Origin of the sequence: Agaribacterium sp. ZY112 (assembly GCF_041346925.1) — a bacterium.
In the GTDB taxonomy this organism is placed as follows: domain Bacteria; phylum Pseudomonadota; class Gammaproteobacteria; order Pseudomonadales; family Cellvibrionaceae; genus Agaribacterium.
On record NZ_CP166840.1, the window covers coordinates 3,651,762 to 3,678,408 of the forward strand.

Annotated in this window: 17 protein-coding genes; 9 read left to right on the top strand and 8 right to left on the bottom strand. The window is 45.7% G+C overall.

Annotated elements, in window-relative coordinates:
- Positions 1 to 137 precede the first annotated feature (137 nt).
- Positions 138 to 863, bottom strand: coding sequence for a glutathione S-transferase family protein (locus AB1S55_RS15845; protein ID WP_370979152.1), 726 nt, complete (start codon positions 861 to 863; stop codon positions 138 to 140).
- Positions 864 to 980: 117 nt separating this feature from the next.
- Complete coding sequence (gene sbcB / locus AB1S55_RS15850; protein ID WP_370979153.1) at positions 981 to 2,411, bottom strand: exodeoxyribonuclease I; 1,431 nt, start codon at positions 2,409 to 2,411, stop codon at positions 981 to 983.
- 193 nt (positions 2,412 to 2,604) lie between these two features.
- Between sbcB and AB1S55_RS15855 the strand changes: the two genes are divergently transcribed.
- Positions 2,605 to 3,234, top strand: a complete 630-nt coding sequence (locus tag AB1S55_RS15855; RefSeq protein WP_370979154.1) for a carbonic anhydrase — start codon at positions 2,605 to 2,607, stop codon at positions 3,232 to 3,234.
- Between the two features lie 64 nt (positions 3,235 to 3,298).
- Here AB1S55_RS15855 and AB1S55_RS15860 read toward each other — a convergent pair whose 3' ends face one another.
- Positions 3,299 to 6,721 carry a methyl-accepting chemotaxis protein gene (locus tag AB1S55_RS15860; RefSeq protein ID WP_370979156.1) on the bottom strand — a complete coding sequence of 1,141 codons (3,423 nt, stop codon included), beginning with the start codon at positions 6,719 to 6,721 and terminating at the stop codon, positions 3,299 to 3,301.
- Between the two features lie 258 nt (positions 6,722 to 6,979).
- Here AB1S55_RS15860 and AB1S55_RS15865 point away from each other — a divergent pair, with 258 nt between their 5' ends.
- The gene (locus AB1S55_RS15865; protein ID WP_370979157.1) at positions 6,980 to 8,473 is read left to right on the top strand and encodes a methyl-accepting chemotaxis protein; all 1,494 of its coding nucleotides are present in this window, start codon (positions 6,980 to 6,982) and stop codon (positions 8,471 to 8,473) included.
- A gap of 100 nt (positions 8,474 to 8,573) precedes the next feature.
- On the opposite strand, the gene AB1S55_RS15870 is transcribed toward AB1S55_RS15865, so the two are convergent.
- From AB1S55_RS15870 to guaB, 3 genes are all read right to left on the bottom strand, one after another.
- Entirely contained in the window at positions 8,574 to 9,542 is a 969-nt protein-coding gene (locus AB1S55_RS15870; RefSeq protein ID WP_370979158.1) for a D-2-hydroxyacid dehydrogenase, read from the bottom strand.
- Between the two features lie 145 nt (positions 9,543 to 9,687).
- The gene (guaA, locus tag AB1S55_RS15875; RefSeq protein WP_370979159.1) at positions 9,688 to 11,265 is read right to left on the bottom strand and encodes a glutamine-hydrolyzing GMP synthase; all 1,578 of its coding nucleotides are present in this window, start codon (positions 11,263 to 11,265) and stop codon (positions 9,688 to 9,690) included.
- A gap of 70 nt (positions 11,266 to 11,335) precedes the next feature.
- Positions 11,336 to 12,811: an IMP dehydrogenase gene (gene guaB, locus AB1S55_RS15880; RefSeq protein ID WP_370979160.1), complete on the bottom strand. Its 1,476-nt coding sequence runs from the start codon at positions 12,809 to 12,811 to the stop codon at positions 11,336 to 11,338.
- A 197-nt stretch (positions 12,812 to 13,008) separates the two neighbouring features.
- On the opposite strand from guaB, the gene xseA reads away from it, so the two are divergent.
- The 6 genes from xseA to speB all read left to right on the top strand — a co-directional run bounded on the left by xseA (position 13,009) and on the right by speB (position 22,086).
- On the top strand, positions 13,009 to 14,370 hold the full coding sequence (gene xseA / locus AB1S55_RS15885; protein ID WP_370979161.1) for an exodeoxyribonuclease VII large subunit: 1,362 nt from the start codon (positions 13,009 to 13,011) through the stop codon (positions 14,368 to 14,370).
- A 61-nt stretch (positions 14,371 to 14,431) separates the two neighbouring features.
- A complete protein-coding gene (locus AB1S55_RS15890) occupies positions 14,432 to 16,153 on the top strand; it encodes a monovalent cation:proton antiporter-2 (CPA2) family protein (protein ID WP_370979162.1) in 1,722 nt (573 codons plus the stop codon).
- Positions 16,154 to 16,593: 440 nt separating this feature from the next.
- Entirely contained in the window at positions 16,594 to 18,516 is a 1,923-nt protein-coding gene (speA, locus tag AB1S55_RS15895; protein ID WP_370979163.1) for a biosynthetic arginine decarboxylase, read from the top strand.
- A gap of 59 nt (positions 18,517 to 18,575) precedes the next feature.
- On the top strand, positions 18,576 to 19,772 hold the full coding sequence (locus AB1S55_RS15900; RefSeq protein WP_370979164.1) for a saccharopine dehydrogenase family protein: 1,197 nt from the start codon (positions 18,576 to 18,578) through the stop codon (positions 19,770 to 19,772).
- A 238-nt stretch (positions 19,773 to 20,010) separates the two neighbouring features.
- Positions 20,011 to 21,180, top strand: a complete 1,170-nt coding sequence (gene nspC / locus AB1S55_RS15905; RefSeq protein ID WP_370979165.1) for a carboxynorspermidine decarboxylase — start codon at positions 20,011 to 20,013, stop codon at positions 21,178 to 21,180.
- 21 nt (positions 21,181 to 21,201) lie between these two features.
- Positions 21,202 to 22,086 (top strand): agmatinase, encoded by an 885-nt coding sequence (gene speB / locus AB1S55_RS15910; RefSeq protein ID WP_370979166.1) that lies wholly within the window; start codon positions 21,202 to 21,204, stop codon positions 22,084 to 22,086.
- Positions 22,087 to 22,381: 295 nt separating this feature from the next.
- Here speB and dcd read toward each other — a convergent pair whose 3' ends face one another.
- Positions 22,382 to 22,951, bottom strand: a complete 570-nt coding sequence (gene dcd / locus AB1S55_RS15915; protein ID WP_370979167.1) for a dCTP deaminase — start codon at positions 22,949 to 22,951, stop codon at positions 22,382 to 22,384.
- Between the two features lie 88 nt (positions 22,952 to 23,039).
- On the bottom strand, positions 23,040 to 24,107 hold the full coding sequence (gene apbC, locus AB1S55_RS15920; protein WP_370979168.1) for an iron-sulfur cluster carrier protein ApbC: 1,068 nt from the start codon (positions 24,105 to 24,107) through the stop codon (positions 23,040 to 23,042).
- A gap of 438 nt (positions 24,108 to 24,545) precedes the next feature.
- On the opposite strand from apbC, the gene metG reads away from it, so the two are divergent.
- Positions 24,546 to 26,585, top strand: a complete 2,040-nt coding sequence (gene metG / locus AB1S55_RS15925) for a methionine--tRNA ligase (RefSeq protein WP_370979169.1) — start codon at positions 24,546 to 24,548, stop codon at positions 26,583 to 26,585.
- Positions 26,586 to 26,647: the final 62 nt, after the last annotated feature.

Consider the following 26,647-nt stretch of genomic DNA (forward strand, 5'->3'; position numbering starts at 1 on the left):
CTTAACTCTCCTCAATTTAACTCTACTTAACTAGGCGGCTATTGTAGCCTTGCGCGCCTTCATCCGCTGCACTATTTACAGCTCAATTTCTCAACAGGCAAGCCAAAACCTGCAATGATTAAGGCATAACTAAATACCTAACGATAGCGCTGATAGGTATCGAGCACCCAAGCCTTAACGGACTCAAACTCTGCCACGTCGCGTTGAAAGTCGACCGGCATAGATTCAGGCCACATAAGGTCATATTTGTTTGGCTGAAACAAAGGGGCCAACAACGCGGCCACAGCCAAATCCGCTCGACTAAAGTCAGAACCAAGCAATCGGCTATTCGATTCGACATAAGGCTTAAGCTTTATTATCGCCAGCTTAAGCGCCTCTTTTGCTTTTTCTACTCGCTGCTCATTGAGTTGTAAGCCCTGACGTAAAGCGGCAGCTACTTTCTCATAGGTCAAATCGATATAAAAACGGCCATACCACGGCCCTCTATCGCAAAACATAGGCTTGAGTAAATCAGGCCTATCTAACAAATGATAATAAGCCAAAATACGGACATTAACGGCTATCTCTGCATCCGCCCATGCTTCCCACTCTTTTGCCTGTAAGGCGAGGTCTGAATCATCTGGGGTTAATGAAAAGCGAGGGTATTCATCATCAAGAAAGCTAATAATATCTGATGAGTTGGCCAAGATTTGGCAGCCATCTTTTAACACAGGCACCGCTGTTTGCCCCGTCATCTTCTTAACCGGGCGCGCATGTAAGCCCGGCAATAGATTTTTAGTGCGATAGGGTAGCCGCTTATAAGCCAGCGCCCAGCGTACTTTCTCACAGTAATGTGACACCGGCATTTGGTATAAAGTGATCATAAACTTGTATTCCTATTTACTAGGTTCACGCAAAATTTTTATACATAGCTAATAGTCAACTAAAAGCATCATTTGACCCGATAGGTCTTTACTAGGGCTGAACAAGAAAACACTCGACTAAGAAAAATAGCTTTGTCTTTTAAGATCCGCCCAAGCACTAAGTTCAGAAAGTATGTGTTGCGCACGCGGGTCCCCCTCTCGCTCAAGCATTAATTCAGAAACACGTAATTCCAAAGCACTTAAACTCAGTAAGCCAGGCTCCCCCTCTTGCAGTCTATGCTTCACAAATTTCAACCAAGCTAAACGCTGCTCAGGGCTTAAGGTTTCAGGGTGGTTCCTTGCCTGATAGCGGTTTACGAAGCCATTCAAGCGCGTATCTTCAAAGTGCCAAGAGCGGCCATCAAAGGCATCTGCTCCCTTGTCTCTCAACAAACGAGACAGGGTTTTATCCACATCACTTATAAAACCCTCATATAACTGCTGCTCAGGGTCTTCTCGCCCCTCGAAATCTGAATCTGCAAACACTTGGCGTAATTTATACTCAAGCTCCATCGGCAATATACGCTGCCAATGTGCTTCGCAGGTATGCCTATCAATACCCAAGCGCTCGGCGTGAGACTCGTTCAACATGCGAGTAGGCAGCAATACTGGGCACTTATTTAAATGCACCAATTTAATCGGCAAGCGCTGAACACCTTCAGGTAAATCCTCTTGTTTACTAAAGATACGTTCACGTATAGCTTCTGCATCAAGCACGTCTAAAGACGTTGGGTCGACGCTTAAGTCATAACATATAACGGCGTTATTGTTTTTAGGGTGAGCAGCTAGCGGTACAATCAATCCTGCACAACCTCGCTCTGTCGAGAACATAGAACTAATATGCAAGAGCGGCTTACGCGCACGAATATCAATCATGTTACTAACCGCACGCTTAGTACGATGCTCGAACAAATAATCATACAAATTCGGCTGCTTGTCTTTCACTAAGCGAGCCAAGGCAATGGTTGCTTCAACATCAGAAAAGGCATCATGAGCTGCGCTGTGTGTAATGCCGTTGGCGGCTGTTAGTAGCTCCAGTTTAAAGCTCGGTTTTCCATCAACTTTAGGCCATTCAAAACCCTCGGGCCGCAAGGCATAGACCAGACGCATCATATCAATAATATCCCAACGGCTATTGCCATTACGCCACTCACGCTCATAGGGGTCATAAAAGTTACGAAACAAGGTGTAGCGCGTCATTTCATCATCAAAGCGTAAGCTGTTGTAGCCCACACCAACCGTGCCGGGCAAAGCTAACTCTCGATGAATAGCAGAAATAAATTCTGCCTCATTAAGCCCATGCTCTTGAGCCTTTTGCGGGCTAATACCAGTAACTAGACAGGCCTCTGGGTGTGGTAATATATCTTCCGGTGGCTTACAAAAAAGCACCAAAGGCTCACCAATAATATTGAGTTCTTTATCTGTGCGTACACCGGCAAATTGGCTAGGCCTATCGATTGCCGGATTTGCCCCCCAGCTTTCATAGTCATGCCAATATAAAGTTGCCATAGTTACTCCTAGTACAGAGGCTGGTTAGAAGTTAGTTCAGAAGTTATTTTACGCGTCAGGCGTGCTTCGCTATACTCTCGCCCTCACCGTGAAAGTCAAGTAAAGCCTTGTATTTAATAAGGTTATTTAATTTAGACTCTTGTCTTTCAGGCTTATTTCGCCATATATATTAGCGTTTATCTCGGGAGCTCTTATGCAAGAAATCGATAAATTATTTAAGAACAACCAAGAATGGGCAGAAAAGATTAAAGCTGAAGACCCTGAGTTTTTTAGTCGCTTAGCTGAACAACAGAATCCAGAGTACCTTTGGATTGGCTGTGCTGACAGTCGTGTTCCTGCCAACCAGTTAATGGGGCTTGTGCCTGGAGAAGTGTTTGTACATCGCAATATCGCTAACTGCGTATTACAAACAGACCTAAACTGCCAAAGTGTTATTTATTACGCAATTGCGGCGTTAAAAGTTAAACACATTATCGTCACCGGCCACTACAACTGTGGCGGCGTTAAAGCAGCAACTGAAGGCTGTCGACACGGCCCTGCTGATCACTGGATTGCAAACATTCGTAGGCTCTACGCGCAAAAGCAAGATGAGTTAGCAAGCATTGAAAGCGAAGAAGATCGCATAAACCGCCTTTGTGAACTTAATGTGCAACAACAAGTTACCAATGTAAGCCATTCTATCTACGTACAAGAAGCGTGGGCAGCTGGCCAAGAACTCACCATTCATGGTTGCATCTATGATTTGCGAGATGGACTTTTGAAAAACTTAGTTGAGCCGATTTCTGGTCTCGACGGTGTTGAGCCACTTTACCGCTTATATTAAGACAACAAAAAGGCCATGTACTTAACAAGCGCATGGCCTTTTATCTCTACAAGCCTCTTAAATACTACTTTGAACGAAAGAAACTAACCAGCTTATCTAAACGCCCAGCTTCATCTGCCATATTCTCACTAGCAGAACTAGCCTGCTCAACCAAAGCCGCATTTTGCTGGGTAATCTGGTCCATTTGAGCAATCGCAGAACCGACTTGCTGTATACCCGTCACCTGCTCATTAGCACTGTCTAAAATCGATTGCATCATTGAACCCACCGATTCAATTTCACCAACAATTCGACTTAATGAAGCACCACTTGAATGAACTAAGCCCGAGCCCTGCTCTACTTTGTCGACAGAGTCATTGATAAGCTCTTTAATTTCTTTGGCTGCAGAAGCCGAGCGCTGAGCAAGCTGACGCACCTCTGTTGCGACAACGGCAAAACCACGCCCCTGCTCTCCGGCTCGCGCAGCTTCAACGGCGGCGTTAAGAGCCAGCAAATTAGTTTGAAAGGCAATTTCATCAATAACACCAATGATATTGGCAATCTTCTCACTGGCTTCGGTAATGCCTTTCATCGCCTTAATCGTATGCTGCACACGCTCATTACCTTCCCGCGCTATTTCAACGGAATTCTGAGCGGCATTATTAGCCCCTTGGGCGCTTTCAGCACTATTCTGAACGATTCGAGTGATCTCCTCCATCGTTGAAGACGTTTCCTCAAGTGAAGACGCTTGCTCTTCGGTTCTCTGGCTTAAATCATTGGTACCACTGGATATCTCTGAAGAGGAACGTGCAATATTTGAAGTGCCCTCACCGATATCAGCAATAATATCTCTCAAACGATCCACAGTAGAATTAGCATCACTTTTTAGCTGTGCAAATTCCCCCTCATAATCTCGTTCAATTTTTTTAGACAAATCACCTTGGGCCAAGCTCGATAACACAGCCATAATATCTTCAAGCGCAACGTTAGTTGTGCTTAACAAGCGATTTAACCCCTCACTAACCCGAAGATAAAATCCACTCTTGTTTTCCGTGACCAAACTACTAGAGAAATCTCCTTTTGCTGCCGCATCTATCAGTTCATCAACCTCTTTCTCAACAGCCACTTCTTCGGTCCTATCTACCCACTCTACCACCGTGCCTATGCGCTCACCATCTGAAACAATAGGGTTAGCCGTCAAAGAAAAATGCCTTTTTCCCGCCTGAACTTGGTTGCTATAAGTCGTCTTCAACTGCTCTAGAATCGCCCGCTGATGAGCTGGATCTTTATGGAACACATCCATATTCGCCCCAACAAGCGCAGCACTATCAAACTTACCTAGGTGCTCTTTTAGATCATCCTCAGCAACCTTCATCATATTGGTTAAAGATGCGTTGGTATAAATAATATTAAAGTGATCATCAGCAATCATCGTGCTAGTTGAAGAGGAATCTAAGGCTTGGCGTATACGCGCATTTTCTTCCGCCAGCTCTTTTTCAATTTCCTCTTTACGTAAAGCTGCAGTTAAATCCTGCCACTCAACCACGGCCCCTAAGAAGCTACCCGCTAGGTCTTTAATTGGCGTAGCGGCTAAAGCAAAGGTTAAACCACTTAATTTAACTTCTGTTTTATACGTCTCGGTTAAGCCACTTAATATACGACGCTGATGTTCTGGCTGCTTATGAAACTGATCAATACTATTACCCAAGATTTTTGAGGCATTAAAATGAGGCAACTCCTTTTGAATCGTAGACTCAAGGTCGAACATCATTGAATCAAGCGCATCATTGCAATAAATAACATTAAACTCTTCATCAGCAATCATCACAGCGGTCGCACTAACATCCAGAGCTTGTTTAATAACCAGTGTCTCTTTAGCACGCTCTTCAGCCTGATCGGCAGCTTGTTCCGCTTCAGTTGCTTTATCTGCAGCCAACCCAGCCTGTTTTTTCTGCTCAATATTAGCCTGGGCAATTTCGGTATTAGCGCTATTGACCCCTGCGCTCAACAAACCAAGTTGCCCTGGGTAATGACCCGCTACCTGCTCTTCAAAATTACCTTTTCCTATTTCTGACAAAACAAAGTTGGTTGAGTTAATTGCAGAGCTCAAGTTCTCCAATAAAGTATTAAAGGCTCGGCTAGTCTGCCCAACCTCATCCTTCCAGGGGTTATTAACCGACAAGCTAAAATCACCCTCTTTTTGCACTTTTTGAATAACAGAAGCTAAATTTAAAACCGGCCCAGAAATTACTTTACTAATAACAAACGCAAAGAACACGATAACAACGGAGGTTAAAATCACAATGAATAACACAGTATTTCTTAGCGCGGTCACTCCTGCATACGCTTCACTGACATCAACCTCAGATAAAGCCGCCCAACGAAACCCCGGTAAATCCAGTGGTGCATAAGCAGACAGAACGGTATTACCGTTATAATCGGTAATAATTTGTGCACCTATATTTCCATCAAGAGCAGAATGAGCTGCAAAGGTATCCACACTGCCCAGCTCTGGTTTTCTAAATGACGCTGCAACAGAGTGGGTTTCAGGAGAAATGTGTGAATCTGAGCGCATTAAAAAATCGGGGCCAACAAGGTAACTTTCACCACTTTCCCCCATGCCTGAACGCTGATCCATAATTGCATCTACAGGCTCTAGCGGCATCTGGAATACTAATACCCCTATACGTTCACTATTATCAAAAATAGGCGTAGCGATAAAACTCGCTGGTGCTTCATAAGAAGGCGTATAAGATGCAAAGTCGACAAGGGAAAATTCACCTTTATCCAACCTAGCTGCATTGTTAAACGCATCGGCAAAATTTGTATCTCGATAAGGCCCATCAAGCAGCGAGGTAGCATAATCAAGCTCTTTAAAAACAGAATAAACAATATCGCCACTTTCTATATCGACCATAAAGATATCGTAATAGCCAAAGGCCTCTAAAAAATTACGAATGCTTGGATGATAGAGCTTATGAATACTGTGATAAGAAGACTCGCCATTGGCAAAATCCAACTTATGCTTGCTACCAAGTTCATAGTTGTTATCACTAATATAAAGAGATTGCATCAACAAAGCTTGCTCATCAAGAGACTCAATTAAGCTAGTTACATTCGCTTTACGCCCCTCATTATCTTCACTGTATTTTTCTCCAAACTGTTTTTTATAATAATCGTTGAGCTTTTCAAGCTGGGCAGTACCTAAAGCTGGCTCATCGTTTACGACCTCATCAAAAGCCTCTGTAAAAGCACGCATGGCCTCAACCGTTGTACGCTCCGATGCCATCGTTAATATCTGCTGTTCAACAGTCTTAAAGTAACGCTGCACAGCCTGAGACTTAATATCCCTGACGGCAGCTAACTGATTAAGAGCCTGCTGCTCTACTTCAGACTTTGCAGACTGCAAGGAAATAACACCAACCACCAACATCGGTAGTAAGCCGGTCAATAAGAGGGTAAAGACTTGTTTTTTACCAAGTGAAAGATTAAGAAACCAAGCTTTCATTGCACATCCCTAAGCTATTTTATCTACAGCTAAAACTATAGATGAACTCAAGCGAGCTGCATTGATCACATGCCCTATACCTAAATGAAATAAGAATCCTCGGTCATATTCTGGAAGCCTGTAAATATTCAACTAAACTTGACTTTATGTGCGAAGCTCGTTTTCCCGGTCTAAACTCACTCAAGAGCTGGCTCATTTTTGCAACAACATATGAGCAGCGGATGCTTACCCTATTTATCTGCAAATAAAAGAAGAAATATGGTTACTAGATCACTCTCTACCAAATACATTGCGGCACTCACTGCGACAATCGCTTTGGTGTCCTCCATTGTTCTACTTATCAACTACCAGCTGATAAGTAGCAAAGAACAAGTGAAGTTCGAGAGAGACACTCAAGCACAAATTGAGCTGATTAACTCCTCTTTATTAGAGCCTGTCTTTGCTTATGACTCACAGCAAGTAGAAGCTATTGCCCAGTCTTTAGTAAATACGGACCTAATCATCAATATTGACATCACTGATCATCGAGGAAAAGAGCTCGCAAGCGTCAGCCAAGATGAAAAAGACTATTCGGATAAGGTAAGCGCAACCGGGACTGAGATCATCAGAAATAAAAAGTTGATTGGGTATTACGACATCACGTTTAGTAAGCAGCAGCTTGAAAATGTACTCAGTACCCAGATACAACTCAGTGTATTAACGGTTGGCTTATTAACTGCTTGCATACTCGCCGCAGCTTACGTATTGACACGCAAGCTTGTTGTTAGCCCTGTAAAACAAGTCTCCAACTCCTTATATCAAATAGCTCAAGGTGGCGGAGATTTAAGCCACAGGCTAGAGATCAAAAGCCAAGATGAAATAGGTGAGCTCTCCTCTAACTTTAACGATGTGATGCAACAGATTGGCAGCATCATAGGCCGCGTGATTCATGTGACCGGTAAAGTGGGTGAAAATGTTGCCGAAATCAGTGCCGCAAGTGCCAGTACAGTCAATAATACCGACCAGCAACTACATGAAACGGAACAAGTCGCAACAGCCCTAAATGAAATGTCTTCAACAGCTGAAGAAGTGGCACGCTCTGCAAGTTCAACCGCAGAAAAAACACGTGAAGCCAGCACAGCAACAGAGCAAAGCTCTAAAGTAATGAACAGCTCTCAAGAGACAATTCAAAAACTAACAGGCCAAATCGAAGCAACCGCCTCCAAAATTCAAGTACTTAAAGATAGCAGCGAAAATATTGGCTCTGTTATGGAAGTCATTCGCTCTATCGCCGAACAAACCAACTTGCTAGCTCTAAATGCTGCTATTGAAGCCGCTCGCGCAGGTGAACAAGGTCGAGGCTTTGCTGTGGTTGCCGATGAGGTTCGCTCTCTAGCTCAAAAAACACAAACCTCAACTGAAGAAATTGAGGCCATTATTAGCCAGTTACAAAAAGCGGCTGATGAAGCCCACCTTTCAATGAATACCTCTATCGATTCTGTGCAGGAAACCATTGAAACCAGCTCTCATGTAAAAAATTCTCTAGAGTCCATTCAGGTTTCAGTAAGCACTATCAACGACATGAATCATCAAATCGCAACAGCAGCAGAAGAGCAAAGTGCAGTGGTTGCCGATGTCAGCAAAATTGTAAGTGCTATTTATTCCCTCTCAGAACAAGTAGCCGACAATGCCAAATTAGTTAGTGGTTCTGCCGAGCACCTAAGCCAAGAAAGTAATGAGCTCAACGAGCAAATTAGTAAGTTTTCGCTCTAAAACAGCATGACAACCAAAGCAATAAACAGCCTGCCCACAATGCTAACTTAAGCCTCAACAAGGCTTTAAGTTAGCATTCTTTATTCGTTAATTTATGTAATTAAACGGCCAAGTTATCAAGCGCCTCACCTGCAACATACAACTCAAGATTCTGCATCAACTGCGCAAGCAAGGCTTCTTGGCTTTGTTTACTCGCCCAAGCCGTATGCGCTGTCATCAACAGATTAGGTAAATCCAAACACGCCAATAAGGGCTCCTCTTCCGCCGGTGGTTCTATCGGTAATACATCGATGCCCGCTCCTGCTATTGTTCCGTTACGCAGCGCATCAGCCAAAGCAAGGCTATCAACAACTGGGCCTCGTGCAGTATTAATCAGTAGCGCCGAAGGCTTCATCAAAGCCAAGGCCGCATGATCAATTAAGTTTTCAGTCTTAGCCGTTAAAGGACAGTGCAAAGAAACAATATCTGATTGCTGTAATAGCTCCACTAAAGGTAAACACAAGTGTCCATTAAGCTCTTGACGACCAGAAGGGCTATGCCACAACACATCCATTCCAAAAGCACTTGCCAACTTTGCCACTGCTTGAGCAATAGCGCCTGTGCCAATAAGCCCAAGACGTGTACCTTTTAGGTTTTCTATCGGTTCATGAAAATAAGTAAACTGCTTAGCCTTGGACCAAGTACCCGCCACTAAACTTTGCTGGTAGGCCTTGAGCTGCTTGCGCAGAGCTAAGATAAACATAAAAACATGCTCGGCCACACCATCAGTGCTATAGGCTTTAACATTTGTAACGGCAACACCGTGTGCTCGGCAAGCATCTAAATCGATAATGTTATAGCCAGTTGCCGCTACCCCCACATATTCTAACTCTGGGCATTGGCTCAGCAGCGCCTCATCAATAGGCACTTTATTTGTTAGGACAGCCTGCACGCCTTTTAAACGTGAAACCCGCTCTTGGATTGTGCAGTAATCGTAACTTGTAAAGTTATGAGGGAAAGAAGGCTCAGGAATAGCAACGCTACGGCTAAACGTAGCTCTATCCAATAAAACAATGTTTAATTTTTTCATAGTGACTCACAAGCTAGGTTCTTATCACTTGAGGTATCGTTGCATTTCAAAGTAATAATAACGCTAACAATAACAAGAGAAGCAAAAAAAAAGCACTGCCAATGCAGTGCTTTTAAACTAAAGAATCAAGCTTAATTAAAGGCCCTTATTCCCATTCAATGGTTGCCGGTGGTTTAGACGAGATATCGTAAGATACTCGTGACACGCCACTGATTTCATTGATGATACGGCTACTTACCTTCTCTAATAACTCATAAGGTAAATGAGCCCATCGCGCAGTCATGAAATCAACTGTTTCTACAGCGCGGATAGCAATAACCCATTCATAACGACGAGCATCACCAACCACACCAACAGATTTAACGGGCAAAAATACGGCAAACGCTTGGCTTGTTTTGTGGTACCAACCCGCTTCATGTAGCTCTTCCAAGAAAATAGCATCGGCTTCACGTAAAATGTCCGCGTATTCTTTTTTCACTTCACCAAGGATACGCACCCCCAAACCAGGCCCAGGAAACGGATGGCGGTAAACCATGTCGTAAGGTAAACCCAACTCCAAACCTATTTTACGTACTTCATCTTTAAACAATTCACGCAAAGGCTCAACTAACTCAAAAGCCATATCATCAGGTAAACCACCGACATTATGGTGAGATTTAATGACGTGAGCCTTACCGGTCTTAGCAGCAGCAGATTCAATCACATCTGGATAAATCGTACCTTGGGCCAACCATTTAACGTCTTGTAACTCAGCAGCCTCTTTATCAAATACTTCAATAAAAGTATTACCAATAATTTTGCGTTTCTTCTCAGGGTCAACCTCACCTTTTAAGCGACCAAGGAATAATTCTTCTGCATCAGAACGAATGACTTTTACGCCCATGTTCTTAGCAAACATATCCATAACTTGATCGCCTTCATTAAGGCGCAATAAACCGTTATCAACAAACACGCAGGTTAGCTGATCACCAATAGCTTTATGCAGCATTGCAGCAACCACTGAGCTATCTACCCCACCACTCAAGCCAAGCAATACTTTATCGCTGCCAACCGTTGCACGCACACGAGCAATAGCATCTTCAATAATATTAGCAGGCGTCCATAAAGCGTCACAGGCACAAATATCCAACACAAAGTGCTCAAAAATACGAGTGCCTTGCAAGGTATGAGTCACCTCTGGGTGAAACTGCAGGCCGTACCATGGCTTTTCTTTATGACGAATACCGGCAATAGGGCAGCTCTGCGTGCTGGCCATCAATTCAAAACCTTCCGGTAATTGCGTGACTTTATCGCCGTGGCTCATCCATACATCTAACAGGGACTCACCATCACTGCCAACATGATCGCGAATGTCTTTAAATAAAGGCGTCTCACACTCAATTTTAATTTGCGCATGACCAAACTCATGCACATCCGAGCCTTCAACCAAGCCGCCTTTTTGCATGGTCATTGTTTGCATGCCGTAGCAAATACCCAGTACCGGCACCCCCAAGTCAAAAACCAACTCCGGCGCACGTGGGCTGCCCTCATCGGTTGTTGATTCAGGGCTACCTGCGAGAATAATACCTTTAGGATTAAAAGCGCGAATGTCTTCATCGCTCATATCAAAGGCGCGAACCTCACTGTAGACACCTACTTCACGTACTCGGCGTGCAATTAACTGGGTGTACTGAGATCCGAAATCAAGAATCAGGACTTTCTGGCTGTGAATATCTTGGCTCATGGCTTTTTTCCAATAAAAAAGCCCTTCTACACAACTGAGTAAAAGGGCTTTTAGAGTTCTAACAAATGAATTAGCGACCGCTAACTGGGTAGTTGGGCGCTTCTTTAGTAATGCTTACATCGTGTACGTGACTTTCACTCATACCTGCTGAGGTCACTCGCACAAACTCTGGCACGGTACGCATTTGCTCAACGCTAACGCAACCGGTGTAGCCCATTGAGGAACGCAAGCCCCCCATTAATTGGTGAACAATGGCAGATAGTGGTCCTTTATAAGGAATACGCCCCTCAATACCTTCAGGAACTAACTTTTCAGCACCCTGACTCGCATCTTGAAAATAGCGATCTGAGCTACCTTGTGTCTGCGCCATAGCACCTAACGAGCCCATACCTCGATACGCTTTATAAGTACGGCCTTGATAAAGTTCGACCTCGCCCGGTGCTTCTTCAGTACCGGCAAACATAGACCCCATCATTACTGCACTGGCTCCTGCAACAACCGCTTTACTCAAATCCCCCGAGAAGCGAATGCCACCATCAGCAATAACAGGAACATCGGTACCTTTTAAGGCTTCAACCACGTTCGCAATTGCAGAAATCTGTGGTACACCAACACCCGTTACGATACGAGTGGTACAGATAGAGCCTGGGCCTATGCCCACTTTGACACCATCGGCACCAGCTTCAACTAAAGCAAGTGCTGCAGCACCGGTTGCAATATTGCCGCCAATGACCTGAATATCTGGATAGGCTTCTTTAATTAAACGCACGCGGTCAATCACGTTTTTACTATGACCATGGGCTGTATCCACAACCAAGACGTCTACACCTGCTGCAATTAAAGCCGCTACACGGTCATCTGTATCCGGGCTTGTACCTACGGAGGCACCAACACGCAAACGACCTTCTGGGTCTTTACATGCATTGGGGTAACGCTCTGCTTTATCAATATCTTTAACAGTAATCAGACCGGTCAAATCAAAGTCATCATTCACCACTAAGACTTTTTCAATGCGGTGCTTATGTAAAATAGCGCGAACTTCATCTGCAGAAGCGCCCTCTTTCACTGTCACCAATTTGTCTTTAGCAGTCATGATGCTAGCAACACTAGCGCTCAGGTTGGTTTCAAAGCGTAAATCACGACCGGTAACAATACCTACTAAATCGCTGCCATTAAGTACAGGTACACCACTGATATTGTGCTTGCGAGTCAAAGCGAGAAGCTCATGAATGCTAGCGCTCTGATCTATGGTGATTGGGTCACGAACTACTCCAGCCTCAAACTTCTTGACCATGCGAACTTGCTCGGCCTGCTGTTCGATGCTCATACTTTTATGAATAATACCGATACCACCTTCCTGAGCTAGAGAGATAGCTAGACGAGATTCCGTCACGGTATCCATTGCCGCCGACAGCAAAGGAATATTCAGACTGATTTTGCGGGTCAATTGGGTCTTAAGGCTAACGTCTTTTGCGGTAACTTCGGAATAACCGGGTACCAGTAGAACGTCGTCAAAGGTGAGTGCTTCTTGAGCGATTCTCAACATAGATGCGCGTACCAATATATAAGTGGAGTTTAACGGGAAATTATAACAAAATTTAAGCGTATTGGTAAATGCCGCAAGACGGCCCCACATCAGAGTTCTAGCTGAATAAATAAGGGCTTAAGATTGCTCTTGAAAAACATTCACGCTACTGTCTGCGCCAATTATAAAACAAGCCCGTTGATTACACAGAACAAACTATGCAGTACAGCAGCAAAGCACAAGCAGCCATTAGTGTCGCAGAACTCAATCACCGAGCTAAACAACTGCTAGAAGGTGAACTTGGGCAAATCTGGGTCTGTGGTGAAATAAGCAACTTTAGCCGCCCAAGTTCCGGGCATTGGTACTTCACCCTAAAAGACCAACAAGCACAAATACGCTGTGCTATGTTTAGAGGTCGCAACGGCCTTGTGCGCCACCAGCCAAAAGCTGGTGATCAAGTGATTATTCGCGGAAAAATCAGCCTTTATGAACCTCGCGGCGACTACCAACTCATTGCCGACAGCCTCCGGCTTGCAGGTGAGGGCTTATTACAACAGCAATTTGAGCAGTTAAAGCAACGTCTACACGACGAAGGGCTATTCGCGCCCGAGTGGAAAAAGCCGCTGCCCGAACACAGTCAGCGCATTGCCGTAATCAGCTCGGCTACAGGAGCTGCACTGCAGGATATATTAACGGTATTAAAACGGCGTGACCCAGGCCTTGAAGTCATCCTCATCCCCGCTTCAGTTCAGGGCGCACAGGCACCTAGTGACTTGCTTTATGCGCTTCGAATTGCTGAACAACTGGACAATATTGATACCATTTTAATTGGCCGTGGCGGTGGCTCACTAGAGGATCTATGGGCATTTAATGACGAACAACTCGCGCGCGCTATCTTTGCATGCCAAACGCCTATTGTTAGCGCAGTTGGGCATGAAATTGATTTTAGTATTTGTGATTTTGTCGCTGACGTTCGCGCCCCCACTCCTTCTGCAGCAGCCGAGCTCATTAGCCGCGACAGCTCACAAGACCGAATACGCTTACAACACTTAAGCATACGCTTGCGCAGTGCCTGGTTGCGCTTTTGTGCTCGCCAACAAGATCAGCTACAGCAACTAAGTAAGCAACTCAAACACCCTGGCGAGAAAATAGAGCAGTGGCAGCAACGCTGCGATAGAGCTGAAAACTCACTGACGCAAGCAATAAGCTCAAGCCTAGAAAAATTAAAGCAGCAACTAATACAAAACCAGCGCCTGCTTATTAGTCACAATCCTGGCCACGGCCTGCCCTACAAAAAACAAAAGCTCATACAACTCAACAAACGCTTAAACCTAGCCGCTGAACGCGCCTTACAGCACAAGCAACAAAGTATAGCCAAACTCGCCGCAGAGCTTGATCTTGTCAGCCCACTTGCAACCCTAAGTCGAGGTTATAGCATTGTTCGAGACAAGGACAACAAGATAGTCCGCAGCATCAAACAGCTTAAAACAGATACAAACATAAGTATTCAGCTGGATGACGGCCAAGCTCAAGCAGTAATACAATCAACCAATAGACACAAGTTAACAAACAAAAACTAATATAAAAGCGATAAGCTTAAATATTTAAACTGTCCTCCAGCAACAGTAAGGAAACATAGTTATGAGCGAAGGCCACAGTGTCGCCGTGCCCTACCTATTTGAAACCCTCGCGTTTTTATTAACCGTGGTCATTGTTGTACCTTTGTGTAAACGCTTTAAAATAAGCCCGATTATTGGCTTTTTAGCCGTTGGTGCTGTTACTGGGCCTCACGCTATCGCTTTAGTTGACGATGTCGAAGCCGTGCAACACGTCGCTGAGCTCGGTGTCATCTTCCTGCTATTTACCATAGGTTTAGAGTTAAGCTTCGAGCGTTTAGCCGCATTCTCTAAACAAATCTTTGGCTTAGGTACGACCCACTTCTTACTCTGCGCAACCGTGATAGCCTTTTTTGCCTGGTATTGGGATAACAGCATTGAGGCCTCTATTATTCTGGGCAGCTGTCTTGCGCTAAGCTCCACCGCGGTGGTTATGCAGCTACTTACTGAAAGTGGAGAAATTTCGAGCCCTCATGGCCGAACCGTTTTTTCTGTTCTGCTCTTTCAAGATTTAATGGTTGTTCCACTATTAATATTGGTGACTATTTTTGGCACTGACAGTGATCGCAGTGTCACCAACATTGTTTTAAGCGCTCTCCTAAAAGCGGTAGTCGCTATTGCCGGCATCATCGTCATTGGTCGCTACTTGCTTCGCTACCTACTTCGCTTAGCGGCCAAAACACATGCCGTTGAAGTGTTTATGGCTGCTACCTTATTGGCTGTTTTATTTACTGCCACTCTTACTGGTGTCAGCGGCCTATCCATGGCACTAGGAGCCTTTCTCGCAGGCTTATTGCTTGCCGAAACAGAATTTAAGCACCAAATCGAGACAGACATCGAACCGTTTAAAGGCCTGTTCTTAGGGCTGTTCTTTACCGGCGTCGGCATGAATATCGACTTCCTACTTGCGATAGACAAAAGCTTCTGGGTCTTTTTATCCGTAGTTGGTCTAATAGCAATAAAAGCCCTGATGGGGTTTGTCGCCGCCTTGCTCTTTCGCTGTAAAACAGGCCCCGCCTTGCGCACCGGCCTACTGCTATCGGAAGCGGGTGAATTTGCCTTTTTAGTGATTGGCCAAGCCTCACAAAACTACAATATTATCGACCCTGAAACCGGCCAGTTTATGATTGTTGTCGCAGGCCTAAGCATGGCTCTGACTCCAGTATTGGCGTTTATCGCGACTAAACTCGGCCGGCACATTGAGCACGCAAGCCCTAATGACCCAACTGAATGCCATAAAGAAGATGAGCACGATCATGTCATCATTGCCGGCTTTGGCCGTGTTGGCCACGCCGTTGCCAACATTCTTAACACTCAAAGCATTCCCTTTGTGGCACTGGATACGGACCCAGAGAACGTAGCGGCCCACCATAAATATTTTGACGAGCCGGTCTACCACGGTGACGCAAGCAATAAAGAATTATTAAAGCGCGCCGGGATTGGCCATGCTAGAGCCGCCATCCTGACAATGGATAACCCTAAAGCCGTGCTTAAATCACTCGAGTCTATTCGTAGCGAATGGCCAGACCTGCCCGTTATTGTTCGCGCTCGTAACGACGAACACAGCGCAGCCTTGCTAGCTGCCGGTGCAACAAAAGTAGTGCCAGAACTCCTAGAAAGCAGCCTGCAAATTGCAGGTCATGTTTTGTGTGCTTGGAATTACAGCAAAGATGAAAGTGAAGCCTGCCTAGAACTGGTTCGCAGACATAACTACGAAGAATTACACGTCGCTGAAGACGGTAAATAAGCCCTATTCATAGCTGATTACAGGGCAGCCCCATCCAGCATTACTGCATGGGGCTGGGACTTTGAACTTACAACCAATACTAAAGCGATTGCCGAGGAAATAAATCCGAAGCAAAGCCACAAAGACGGTATTAAGAGCCAGCCCATAAGTACAAGCTCGATTTTAGCTACGGCACCGGTAATAGGGCAACTTAAACAGCCACGCCAACACTGAAAATAACAGTCTCATCAACAGTAAAGACCATGAAACAGCAGTAGCGCCAAGCCAGCTTTCGTTTGCGCGCCCAAGCCCATAAATCAGCTAAAAATCTACTTTTCAAAATCGACACTTTCTGCAATAGTGCGCGGCTTGTTAAAGCCGCATATCTTGCTTGCGCAAACTAAGGCTCGCGCCTCAAACTTAGACTTTTTTACGCAACAGTAGTCCGACTGGAGCTCATAGTGACAGACAGCCTCCCCCGCCCTCAAAGCTGGTCAGTAAACGACTCTGCCGCCCTTTATGGCGTGCCAGATTGGGGCAGTGATTACTTCTCCGTTAACACTGCAGGTCAAATTTGCGTACGCGCACGCAATAGTGGCGAGCAAGTCCCCCTGCTGAATATCGTGCAAGGCCTTGAGCAGCGCGATCACGCGATGCCCGTTTTACTGCGCATAGAAAACATTCTTGATCAACGTATTAGCCAAATCAACGACGGCTTTAAAAAGGCTATTGAGCGCTTTAGCTATAAGGGCGAATACCGTGGTGTCTTCCCGATCAAGGTGAACCAGCAGTGCCACGTTATTGAAGAAATCGCAAAATTTGGCCGACAGTACCACCACGGCTTTGAAGCCGGAAGCAAAGCCGAACTCATCATCGCCATGAGCCATTTACGCGATCGTGAAGCCTGCATCATCTGTAACGGCTATAAAGACAGTGAATTTGTTCAGCTGGGGCTACATGCAGTAAAGCTTGGTATGCGCTGCTTTTTTGTCGTTGAAACCCCTTCAGAAATTGACACCATCATTGAACAAAGCCGCAATTTAAATATTGAGCCGATGATAGGCCTAAGAGTTAAGCTCTCTGCCAAAGTCGAAGGCCACTGGTATGAAGACAGCGGTGACCGCTCTTTATTTGGCTTGAGTACGGTGCAGTTAGTTGAAGTAATAGACAAGCTTAAAAGCAATAACATGCTGCATTGTTTGCAGCTTATGCACTTTCATATTGGCTCACAAATACCCAACATTCGAAACATACGAGCAGGCGTACAAGAAGCTTGTCGCTACTACGTTGAACTCAGCAAGGAAGGCGCACCATTAGGTTATTTAGACCTCGGCGGCGGTTTAGCCGTCGACTATACCGGCGCGTGCACAAACGAAACTCACAGCCGCAACTACAGCCTTGAAGAATACTGTGTTGATATCATTGAAAGCGTCAGTGAAGCACTCGATCCTTTTGAAATCGAACACCCAAGCATTATCACTGAATCTGGCAGAGCAACGGTAGCCTACTCATCCGTGCTTTTATTTAATGTGCTTGATGTCAGCCATTTTCGCTCGCAAAAATTGCCAGAACAGCTGCCTGAAGACAGCTCTGAGATCTGCCACAACATTTGGCTGGCACTGCAAAACTTCAGTGAAAAAAACCTACAAGAAAGCTGCAACGATGCCGTTCATTATCGCGAAGAAGTGCGCCACATGTTTCGCCAAGGCCAAGTCGGTGTTCGCGAGCTTGCACTGGTAGAAAATATTTATTTGGAAATATTGCAGCGCGCGAAAAAACTCCTGCCAAAATTAAAGCGCGTACCGCAAGAGCTACAAAACCTTAACGAAAGTTTGGCCGATATTTATTACGGCAACTTTAGCCTCTTCCAAAGCCTACCAGACTCATGGGCCATTGAGCAGGTATTTCCTGTTATGCCCATTCACCGTCTAGACGAACAACCACTTAACCCTGCCGTCATTGCCGATATCACCTGTGATAGCGATGGTAAAATAGACCATTTCGCAAATGCCGAAGGCGAGCATAAAACCTTACAGCTTCACGATATTCGCGAGAACGAAGAATATTATATGGGGGTATTCTTAGTAGGCGCCTATCAAGAAACACTGGGTGATCTGCACAATTTATTTGGCGATACCAACGTTGTAAGCGTGCGCCTAGAACAAGACGGCTCATATGAACTGGTTGAAGAAATTCACGGCGACAGCATTGGTGACGTATTAAGCTACGTTGAATACAACCCCAAAGAGCTTTATGAGCAATTTCGTTCACACGCAGAAGCGGCTGTAAAAGATGGCCGCATTAGCGTGGCGCAACGACAAACAATGATTAAAGCGTTTAGAACCAGCCTTGAAGGGTATACCTATTTTGAACGCGAAGAATAAAGACCGTTTTAATTCAAATAAACAAGTTATCGTTAACCTTTTCCTAATGAGGACAAATCATGGCTAAAGTAGTCATTATTGGAGCCGGCGGTGTCGGCGGCGTTGTTACTCACAAATGCGCACAACTCATAGACGTATTTGATGAAATCGTATTGGCCAGTCGCAACGAAGACAAATGCAAAAAAATCGCGATGCAATTAAATCGCAACATCGAAACGGCACAAGTAGATGCCGACAACGTTCCCGAGCTTGTTGAGTTATTCAACAAACACAAACCAGAACTGGTTATTAATGTCGCCCTACCCTATCAAGACCTCACCATTATGGATGCCTGTCTTGAAGCCGGCGTAAACTACCTTGATACCGCCAACTACGAACCGCTCGACACTGCAAAATTTGAATACAAGTGGCAGTGGGCCTATCAAGAAAAGTTCAAAAAAGCAGGTTTAATGGCCTTATTGGGTTCTGGTTTTGACCCCGGCGCGACCAATGTTTTTACCGCCTATTTGAACAAACACTACTTTGACGAGATTCACTACCTCGACATCATTGATGTTAACGGCGGCGATCACGGCTACCCGTTTGCGACTAACTTCAACCCAGAAATCAATATCCGAGAAGTCACCGCCGAGTGCCGCCACTGGGAAGATGGTCGATTTATTGAAAGCCCAGCTATGAGCCTCAAGCAAGAGTTCACTTGCCCTGAAGACGTCGGCAGTTTCAATATTTATCGCATGTATCACGAAGAGCTTGAATCGCTGACCAAGCACCTGCCTAGCATTAAAAAAGCACAATTCTGGATGAGTTTTGGCGATAGTTACCTTAAGCATCTAGAGGTGCTGGGCAACGTTGGCATGACAGGTATTGAAGCAATCGAGTTTCAAGGCCAGAAAATTGTGCCTATTCAATTTTTAAAAGAACTACTACCAGACCCAAGCACGCTTGGCCCGCGCACAGTAGGTAAAACATGCATTGGCGTACACGCTCGCGGCATTAAAGATGGCAAAGAAAAAACAGCCTACCTCTACAATATTTGTGACCATCAAGATTGTTACAAAGAGGTGCAAAGCCAGGCCATTAGCTATACGACAGGTGTACCGGCCATGATCGGCGCCAAAATGATGCTCGAAGGTAAATGGAAAGAAGCCGGTGTATTTAATATCGAGCAGATGGACCCCGATCCATTTATGCACGATATGAATCTTTATGGCCTGTCTTGGAAGGTGATTGAAGACCCAGGTTTTGATTTAATTTAAGTTAAAGCTCTAACCTCTAAGCAAACTCGTCGAGGCTTTAAGGTTGGTTAGCCCCTTCTGTTTTTCGAGGCACGCAGTAGATACCTCCATGTAGGCTTCGCTGCCGCATTCGACAATTGCCCCTGCATTGTCCTAATAAGCTACATCCGTGTAGCGACCATGCGCCAGCGAGCCCCGAAGAACAGAAGGCACAAGCCATCTCGCGCCCCCCTTTATAGACCCACAGTAAAAGACAGCAATGATTAACTCACTTACCTTTAAGAACTTTGATGCAAGCCGCGTACCCTCGCCCTGCTTTGTTATCGATGAAGTTGTTATCGAAAATAATTTAAAGCTGCTCAAGCGCGTACAAGATGAGAGCGGCGCAAAAGTATTGGCTGCACTTAAAGCTTTTTCTTGTTGGTCTCTTGCACCTCTGTATAAAAAATACCTAAGCGGTGTTTGCGCAAGCGGTTTACATGAAGCACTGTTAGGTGAGGAATACTACGGAGGGGAAATTCACACCTATTCAGCAGCATATAAAGCTGAGGACCTCAACCAAATCTGCGAGCTAAGCGAACATGTAATTTTTAATAGTTTTGCTCAGTGGCAGCGTTTTCAGCCGCTATTAAAGCAAAAGGCAGAGCAAGGTTTTAAGCCAAATTTCGGCCTGCGCATTAACCCCGAACACAGCGAAGGCGATGTAGAACTTTACGATCCGTGCGCGGCCTGCTCTCGTTTGGGCATACCCCGCGCTCAATTTGATAAGCAAGACTTAAGCGGTATTAGCGGCCTGCATTTTCACAGTTTATGTGAACAACTGTTTGAGCCACTTGAACGCACCCTAGATAGCATAGAACTTAACTTCAGCGACATACTTCCACAGATGGAGTGGGTAAATTTTGGTGGGGGTCACTGGATTACCGCGCCGGATTATGACATCGACAAACTGATTCAACGCATCAAAGACTTCAGCGAAAAATATCAAGTTCAGGTTTACCTTGAACCAGGTGAGGCCGTAGCCATTCACAGCGGCGTATTAGTTTGTGAGGTGCTTGATTTACCCCATAATGGCCGCCCCTTAGCAATCGTCGACTGCAGTGCAACTTGCCATATGCCCGACACCTTAGAAATGCCCTACAGAGCAGAGCTATTAAATGCCGGGGAGCAAGGTAAAAAAGCCTTTAGCTATAGATTAGGTAGTACAACATGTTTAGCTGGGGATGTTATTGGCGACTACAGTTTTGACCAGCCTTTAGAGATAGGCCAACGCTTAATGTTTGACGACCAAAGCCATTACACCATGGTAAAAACCACAACCTTTAACGGCATTAAACTTCCATCTATCGCTTTGTGGAATTCCGAAAGCGATCAATTAACGATCGTGCGCGAGTTCGGCTACGACGATTTTAAAAATAGGCTGAGCTAGCAGCTACTGAGAAACACTAAGATGAGCAACGAAGAATTTGAAACGGCCTACCCTCACTTTCTTGGATCAGAGATTGAGCAAGGAGCCCCTGAACACGCTTTTTTTCAGGTGCTTCCTGCCCCTCACGAAGCCTCAGTCAGCTATGGCGGCGGCACCCGCTTTGGCCCAAGTGAGATTTTAAAAGCCAGCTGGCAACTAGAAATGTGGGACAACCACAGCCGCCCCTGCGACTTAGGCATTTACACAGCACCTGTAGTCGACTGCTCAGACAGCGAAGAACAAAGCCTCGAGAACATTCGCCAAGCTACGCTCGCAATATTAAAACGCGGCCAATTCCCCGTCGTCATTGGCGGAGAGCACAGCGTCACTGGCGCTGTTATTCAAGCTTATATTGATGCCGGTCACCGCGACTTTGGTGTGGTGCAAATCGATGCCCACGCCGATCTAAGACACGCCTACGAAGACAACCTATTAAGCCACGCATCAGTCATGAAACGTGTGGTTGAGCACAACATCCCCTTAGTGCAATTAGGCATACGCGCTTACTGTGAAGAAGAAATGCAGGCTCGCGACGATTTTAATGTTGTCTATCACGACGCCAACGAACTCGTGCCCAACAATATTCAAAGCATAGAGCTACCAGAGGACTTCCCAGAAAAGGTGTTTTTCACCCTCGACATTGATGGCATGGACCCCAGTGTTTTTCCTAGCACAGGTACCCCCGTCCCCGGAGGCCTTGGCTGGTATCAAACCTTAAATTTATTTAAAAGTGTGGTAAAACAAAGGCAGATCATTGGTTTTGATCTTATGGAATTCGCACCAATTAAAGGCTTTCACGCTTATGAATTTGCCGCCGCGCAACTGATTTATAAAATGATGGGCATTGTGCAAAGGCACAGAAAATAAAACCCTCAAATAGACACTGCGGCCCCATAGTTTTGCAATGGAAATTCAACAAGTTTCATATTTTGCGAAGGAACAAGAGCTAATCCACTTACTTGCGAAGCTATGAGTCATGGGCTTGCTGGCGTTTAGCGAGACCATCGACTGCAAGGATGCAGTCGATGAGCCCCATAGATGAGTTTACGGCGAGCCTAGGTAAACGCCTGCAAGCTCAAACGGCACGTGAGCGAAAGGAATACAAACACGCACTTAGAACAGCCGTGCTCAAATAGAGGCTTTTTATTACAAAAACAAAAACTTAAGTTTTTGGCAAGGTCACACCAGTTTGACCTTGATACTTACCGCCGCGATCTCGGTAAGACGTTTCACAGACCTCGTCACTCTCATAGAACAACATCTGCGCCACACCTTCATTGGCATAAATTTTTGCCGGTAACGGCGTTGTATTTGAGAATTCTAGAGTCACGTGCCCTTCCCACTCTGGCTCAAGCGGCGTGACATTAACAATGATACCGCAGCGCGCGTAAGTCGATTTACCCAGACAAACTGTCAAGGTTGAACGCGGAATACGGAAGTACTCAACCGTACGTGCCAGTGCAAACGAGTTAGGAGGAATAATACAAACGTCGCTTTTGATATCAACAAAGCTGTCATCATCAAACGCTTTTGGATCAACCACAGCGCTGTGTACATTGGTGAAAATCTTAAACTCATCAGAACAGCGTACGTCATACCCGTAACTTGATGTGCCATAACTGACGATACGCTGACCGTCTTCGGCATAGCGCACTTGTTCCGGCGCAAAAGGCTCAATCATGCCTTCGTTTTCAGCCATGCGGCGAATCCACTTATCGGATTTAATGCTCATTGCTCTTCCTCAATTCAATTGCTGGCGCGATGTTAAGGCCAAGCCTCACAAAGCGCAATTATTCACTCAGTTTTTTAAGCGTTGGCGTTTACGCCTCACTCACAATGATATCTGGACCGCTGTCATCACCCTGCTCAGCTAAAGCCACAGCCACTTTTCGAGCAATCTTTATATACGCTTGCGTCTCACTGCTTTGTGGCGCACTTACGACAATAGGCTCACCCTTGTCACTCTGCTCCCTAATACTCAAAGACAAAGGCAAGGCCCCCAAAGCTTGAACGCCGTATTGCTCAGCTAAACGCTTAGCGCCACCCTCGCCAAAGATATGCTCTTCGTGCCCACAGTTTGAACACTGATGCACCGCCATATTTTCCACCACCCCCAAGACAGGAATGTCGACCTTACGGAACATCTCAATGCCTTTTTTGGCATCCAGCAAGGCAATATCTTGCGGCGTGCTCACCACAACCGAGCCGCTAACCGGCACTTTTTGCGCAAGAGTTAAGGCGATATCACCCGTACCTGGAGGCATATCAATAATGAGGTAGTCCACATCGGACCAACGACTCTGCCCCAGCAGCTGCATCAAGGCACCACTGACCATGGGGCCACGCCAGATCATCGGCGTTTTTTCCGTTACCAGGTTGCCCATGCTGATCATTTGTAGGCCCTGAGCCTTAATAGGCGCAATGTTTTTACCGTCGCTAAGCTCTGGGCGTGCATTCGCCACGCCCAGCAACTGCGGTTGACTCGGGCCGTAAATATCGGCATCAAGCAGACCCACATTTGCACCCTCAGCAGCCAAAGCCAGAGCCAAATTGACCGATGTGGTGCTTTTACCAACCCCACCCTTACCTGAGGCCACGGCAATAATATTTTTGACGCCGCTGACACTAGCACTTTGAATCACCGCTGCAGCTGCAGGAATACGGTGACCAATCTCAATCGCACTAAGCTGCAAGTCTTTTGTCGAGGCAGACGCTTGTATCGCCTTCGCCAACTGCTCCGCCACTGCCGTAACAGGCACGCAAAAATCTAAGCTTAAACAATCATCTTTTAGTTCTGGGGCATCGACCAATAAGGCCAACAAGGGCGTATCAGTATCTGGAAAAACAAGGTCTGCTAAAACAGCGTCAATTATGGCAAGCGAGCTCATATGTGTTCCTAGAGAGATCTAAATCGGCGGCAAGCATAACAAGGCCGGCCTCGGCTTACCAAGCGCTATCCGAAGCGTTTGGCCTTCACACACACTTTCAAATGACTCGAAAATGGCACAAAGCCTTACTAAACGGGTATTTCGATCATATCGCCCATCGTTACCCAAATTACCGATTAAGCATATAAAAATTTGCCGCTTTGTTTCAACAAGGCAAAGCGGCAAAATAAAGTCCTTAAAATTGCCGCTACAGCAAGCACAAACGCGGCCTGCAGACCGTGTAATAAAAGGGCAAAGCTGCTATAGTTGCGCGCGATTTTTTCACTTGAAATTCAAACAGTTACTTTTAGCAGTAACCGTTTTATAAGCGAGCTTAAAAAGCGGCCGCTTAATTGAGTTCTTACCAACTAGATCAACGCTAGAGCGAAACCTGCAGATATGACTAACAAACGTAACATTCTCGTTACCAGCGCCCTGCCTTACGCCAACGGAAGTATTCACCTTGGCCACATGGTCGAGACAATCCAAACCGATATTTGGGTTCGATTCCAGAAACAACGCGGTCACAGCTGTTATTACGTCTGTGCCGACGATGCCCATGGCACCGCCATCATGCTCAGCGCTGAAAAAAATGGCATTACTGCAGAAGAACAAATCGCCAATATTAAACAAGAACACTTGGCTGATTTTGAAGACTTCCATATCGACTTTGATAATTATCACAGCACTCACAGCGAAGAAAACCGCGAGCTTTCGAGCTTGATCTACGAGCGAGTCAAAGCCAACGGGCATATCGCCGAACGCAACATCACCCAAGCCTTTGACCCAGAAAAAGGTATGTTTTTGGCTGATCGCTATATCAAAGGCAATTGCCCTAAATGTAAAACGGAAGATCAGTACGGCGATAACTGTGAAGCCTGTGGTGCAACCTACAGCCCTCTTGATTTAATCAACCCAGTCTCCGTTGTCAGTGGTGCTACGCCAATCGCCAAAGAGAGCAAACACTTATTTTTCAAACTGCCGGATTTTGAGAACTACTTAAAAGAGTGGACCCGCGCCGGTCACTTGCAAGATGAAGTCGCCAATAAACTAGCCGAGTGGTTAGATAGCGGCCTGCAAGAGTGGGACATCAGCCGCGACGCGCCTTATTTTGGTTTTGAGATCCCTGGCGAACCCGGCAAGTATTTTTACGTTTGGCTCGATGCACCCATCGGTTATATGGCCAGCTTTAAGAACTTCTGTGAACGCGAAGGTCTTGATTTCGACCAATACTGGAAAGCCGACAGCGAAGCTGAGCTCTACCATTTTATCGGCAAAGATATTGTTAACTTCCACGCCCTCTTCTGGCCAGCGATGTTAAGCAATGCAGGTTTCCGTACGCCCACAAAAGTATGTGTGCACGGTTTCTTAACCGTTGACGGTAAAAAAATGTCGAAGTCGCGCGGTACGTTTATTAACGCGCGCACCTACCTAGAGCATTTACAGCCTGAATACCTGCGTTATTACTACGCCAGTAAATTAGGTAACAGTGTCGATGACATCGATTTAAACCTTGAAGATTTTGTTCAACGAGTGAATTCAGATCTTGTTGGTAAAGTCGTTAACATCGCCAGCCGTACAGCAAAGTTCATACAAAAATCAGGTGGTCAGCTAACGGCAACGATTGATGATCCAGAGCTCTGGAAACATTTCACTGATAGCCATACGCTTATTGCCAAGCTTTACGAAGAGCGCGAATTTAATAAAGCCATGCGCGAAATTATGGCCCTAGCTGATAAAGCTAATGAATATATCGCAGAACAAGCGCCTTGGAGCCTTGCCAAGCAAGAAGGCATGGAACAAAAAGTGCTCGATGTATGCAGCATGGGCATTAACTGCTTCCGCGCTTTAATGATGTATTTAAAGCCGGTACTGCCCGTTACCGCTGAAGCTGCCGAGACCTTTTTAAACAGTAATCTCGACTGGGGCGATACACTCGAGTTTTTAACAAAACATGACATCAATAAATTCAAACCTCTCATGGTTCGTGTTGAAGGTAAAAAAGTTGAAGCGATGGTTGAGGCGAGTAAAGAAGCCGCGGCTGAAGCTCAAGCAAGCGCTAACCCAGCACAAGCTACTGATAACGGCTGGCTGGAGAAAGAGCCTGTCGCCGACGAAATAGAATTTGATGATTTTGCCAAAGTCGACTTACGCGTGGCCCTTATTGCCAATGCCGAGCACGTTGAAGGCGCAAATAAGTTATTGCGCCTGACTCTCGACCTAGGTGGCGAAACACGCAATGTTTTTGCAGGGATAAAAAGCGCTTATCAACCTGAAGACTTAATTGGTAAGCACACCGTTATGGTTGCCAACCTCAAACCACGCAAGATGAAGTTTGGTATGAGCGAAGGCATGGTCTTAGCGGCGGGCCCAGGTAAAGACGAGCTTTATATTCTTGAACCTCATGACGGCGCGCAGCCGGGCATGAGGGTAATGTAATTCATTGACTGGATTGCGCTTCGCAACTCAGTCAGTAGTAGACAGCAGTGTGCCAGACACGC

Coding starts and splice junctions, on each gene's coding strand:
- AB1S55_RS15845 (WP_370979152.1), bottom strand. CDS start 863: ATGATCACTTTATACCAAATGCCGGTGTCACATTACTGTGAGAAAGTA.
- sbcB (WP_370979153.1), bottom strand. CDS start 2,411: ATGGCAACTTTATATTGGCATGACTATGAAAGCTGGGGGGCAAATCCG.
- AB1S55_RS15855 (WP_370979154.1), top strand. CDS start 2,605: ATGCAAGAAATCGATAAATTATTTAAGAACAACCAAGAATGGGCAGAA.
- AB1S55_RS15860 (WP_370979156.1), bottom strand. CDS start 6,721: ATGAAAGCTTGGTTTCTTAATCTTTCACTTGGTAAAAAACAAGTCTTT.
- AB1S55_RS15865 (WP_370979157.1), top strand. CDS start 6,980: ATGGTTACTAGATCACTCTCTACCAAATACATTGCGGCACTCACTGCG.
- AB1S55_RS15870 (WP_370979158.1), bottom strand. CDS start 9,542: ATGAAAAAATTAAACATTGTTTTATTGGATAGAGCTACGTTTAGCCGT.
- guaA (WP_370979159.1), bottom strand. CDS start 11,265: ATGAGCCAAGATATTCACAGCCAGAAAGTCCTGATTCTTGATTTCGGA.
- guaB (WP_370979160.1), bottom strand. CDS start 12,811: ATGTTGAGAATCGCTCAAGAAGCACTCACCTTTGACGACGTTCTACTG.
- xseA (WP_370979161.1), top strand. CDS start 13,009: ATGCAGTACAGCAGCAAAGCACAAGCAGCCATTAGTGTCGCAGAACTC.
- AB1S55_RS15890 (WP_370979162.1), top strand. CDS start 14,432: ATGAGCGAAGGCCACAGTGTCGCCGTGCCCTACCTATTTGAAACCCTC.
- AB1S55_RS15900 (WP_370979164.1), top strand. CDS start 18,576: ATGGCTAAAGTAGTCATTATTGGAGCCGGCGGTGTCGGCGGCGTTGTT.
- nspC (WP_370979165.1), top strand. CDS start 20,011: ATGATTAACTCACTTACCTTTAAGAACTTTGATGCAAGCCGCGTACCC.
- speB (WP_370979166.1), top strand. CDS start 21,202: ATGAGCAACGAAGAATTTGAAACGGCCTACCCTCACTTTCTTGGATCA.
- dcd (WP_370979167.1), bottom strand. CDS start 22,951: ATGAGCATTAAATCCGATAAGTGGATTCGCCGCATGGCTGAAAACGAA.
- apbC (WP_370979168.1), bottom strand. CDS start 24,107: ATGAGCTCGCTTGCCATAATTGACGCTGTTTTAGCAGACCTTGTTTTT.
- metG (WP_370979169.1), top strand. CDS start 24,546: ATGACTAACAAACGTAACATTCTCGTTACCAGCGCCCTGCCTTACGCC.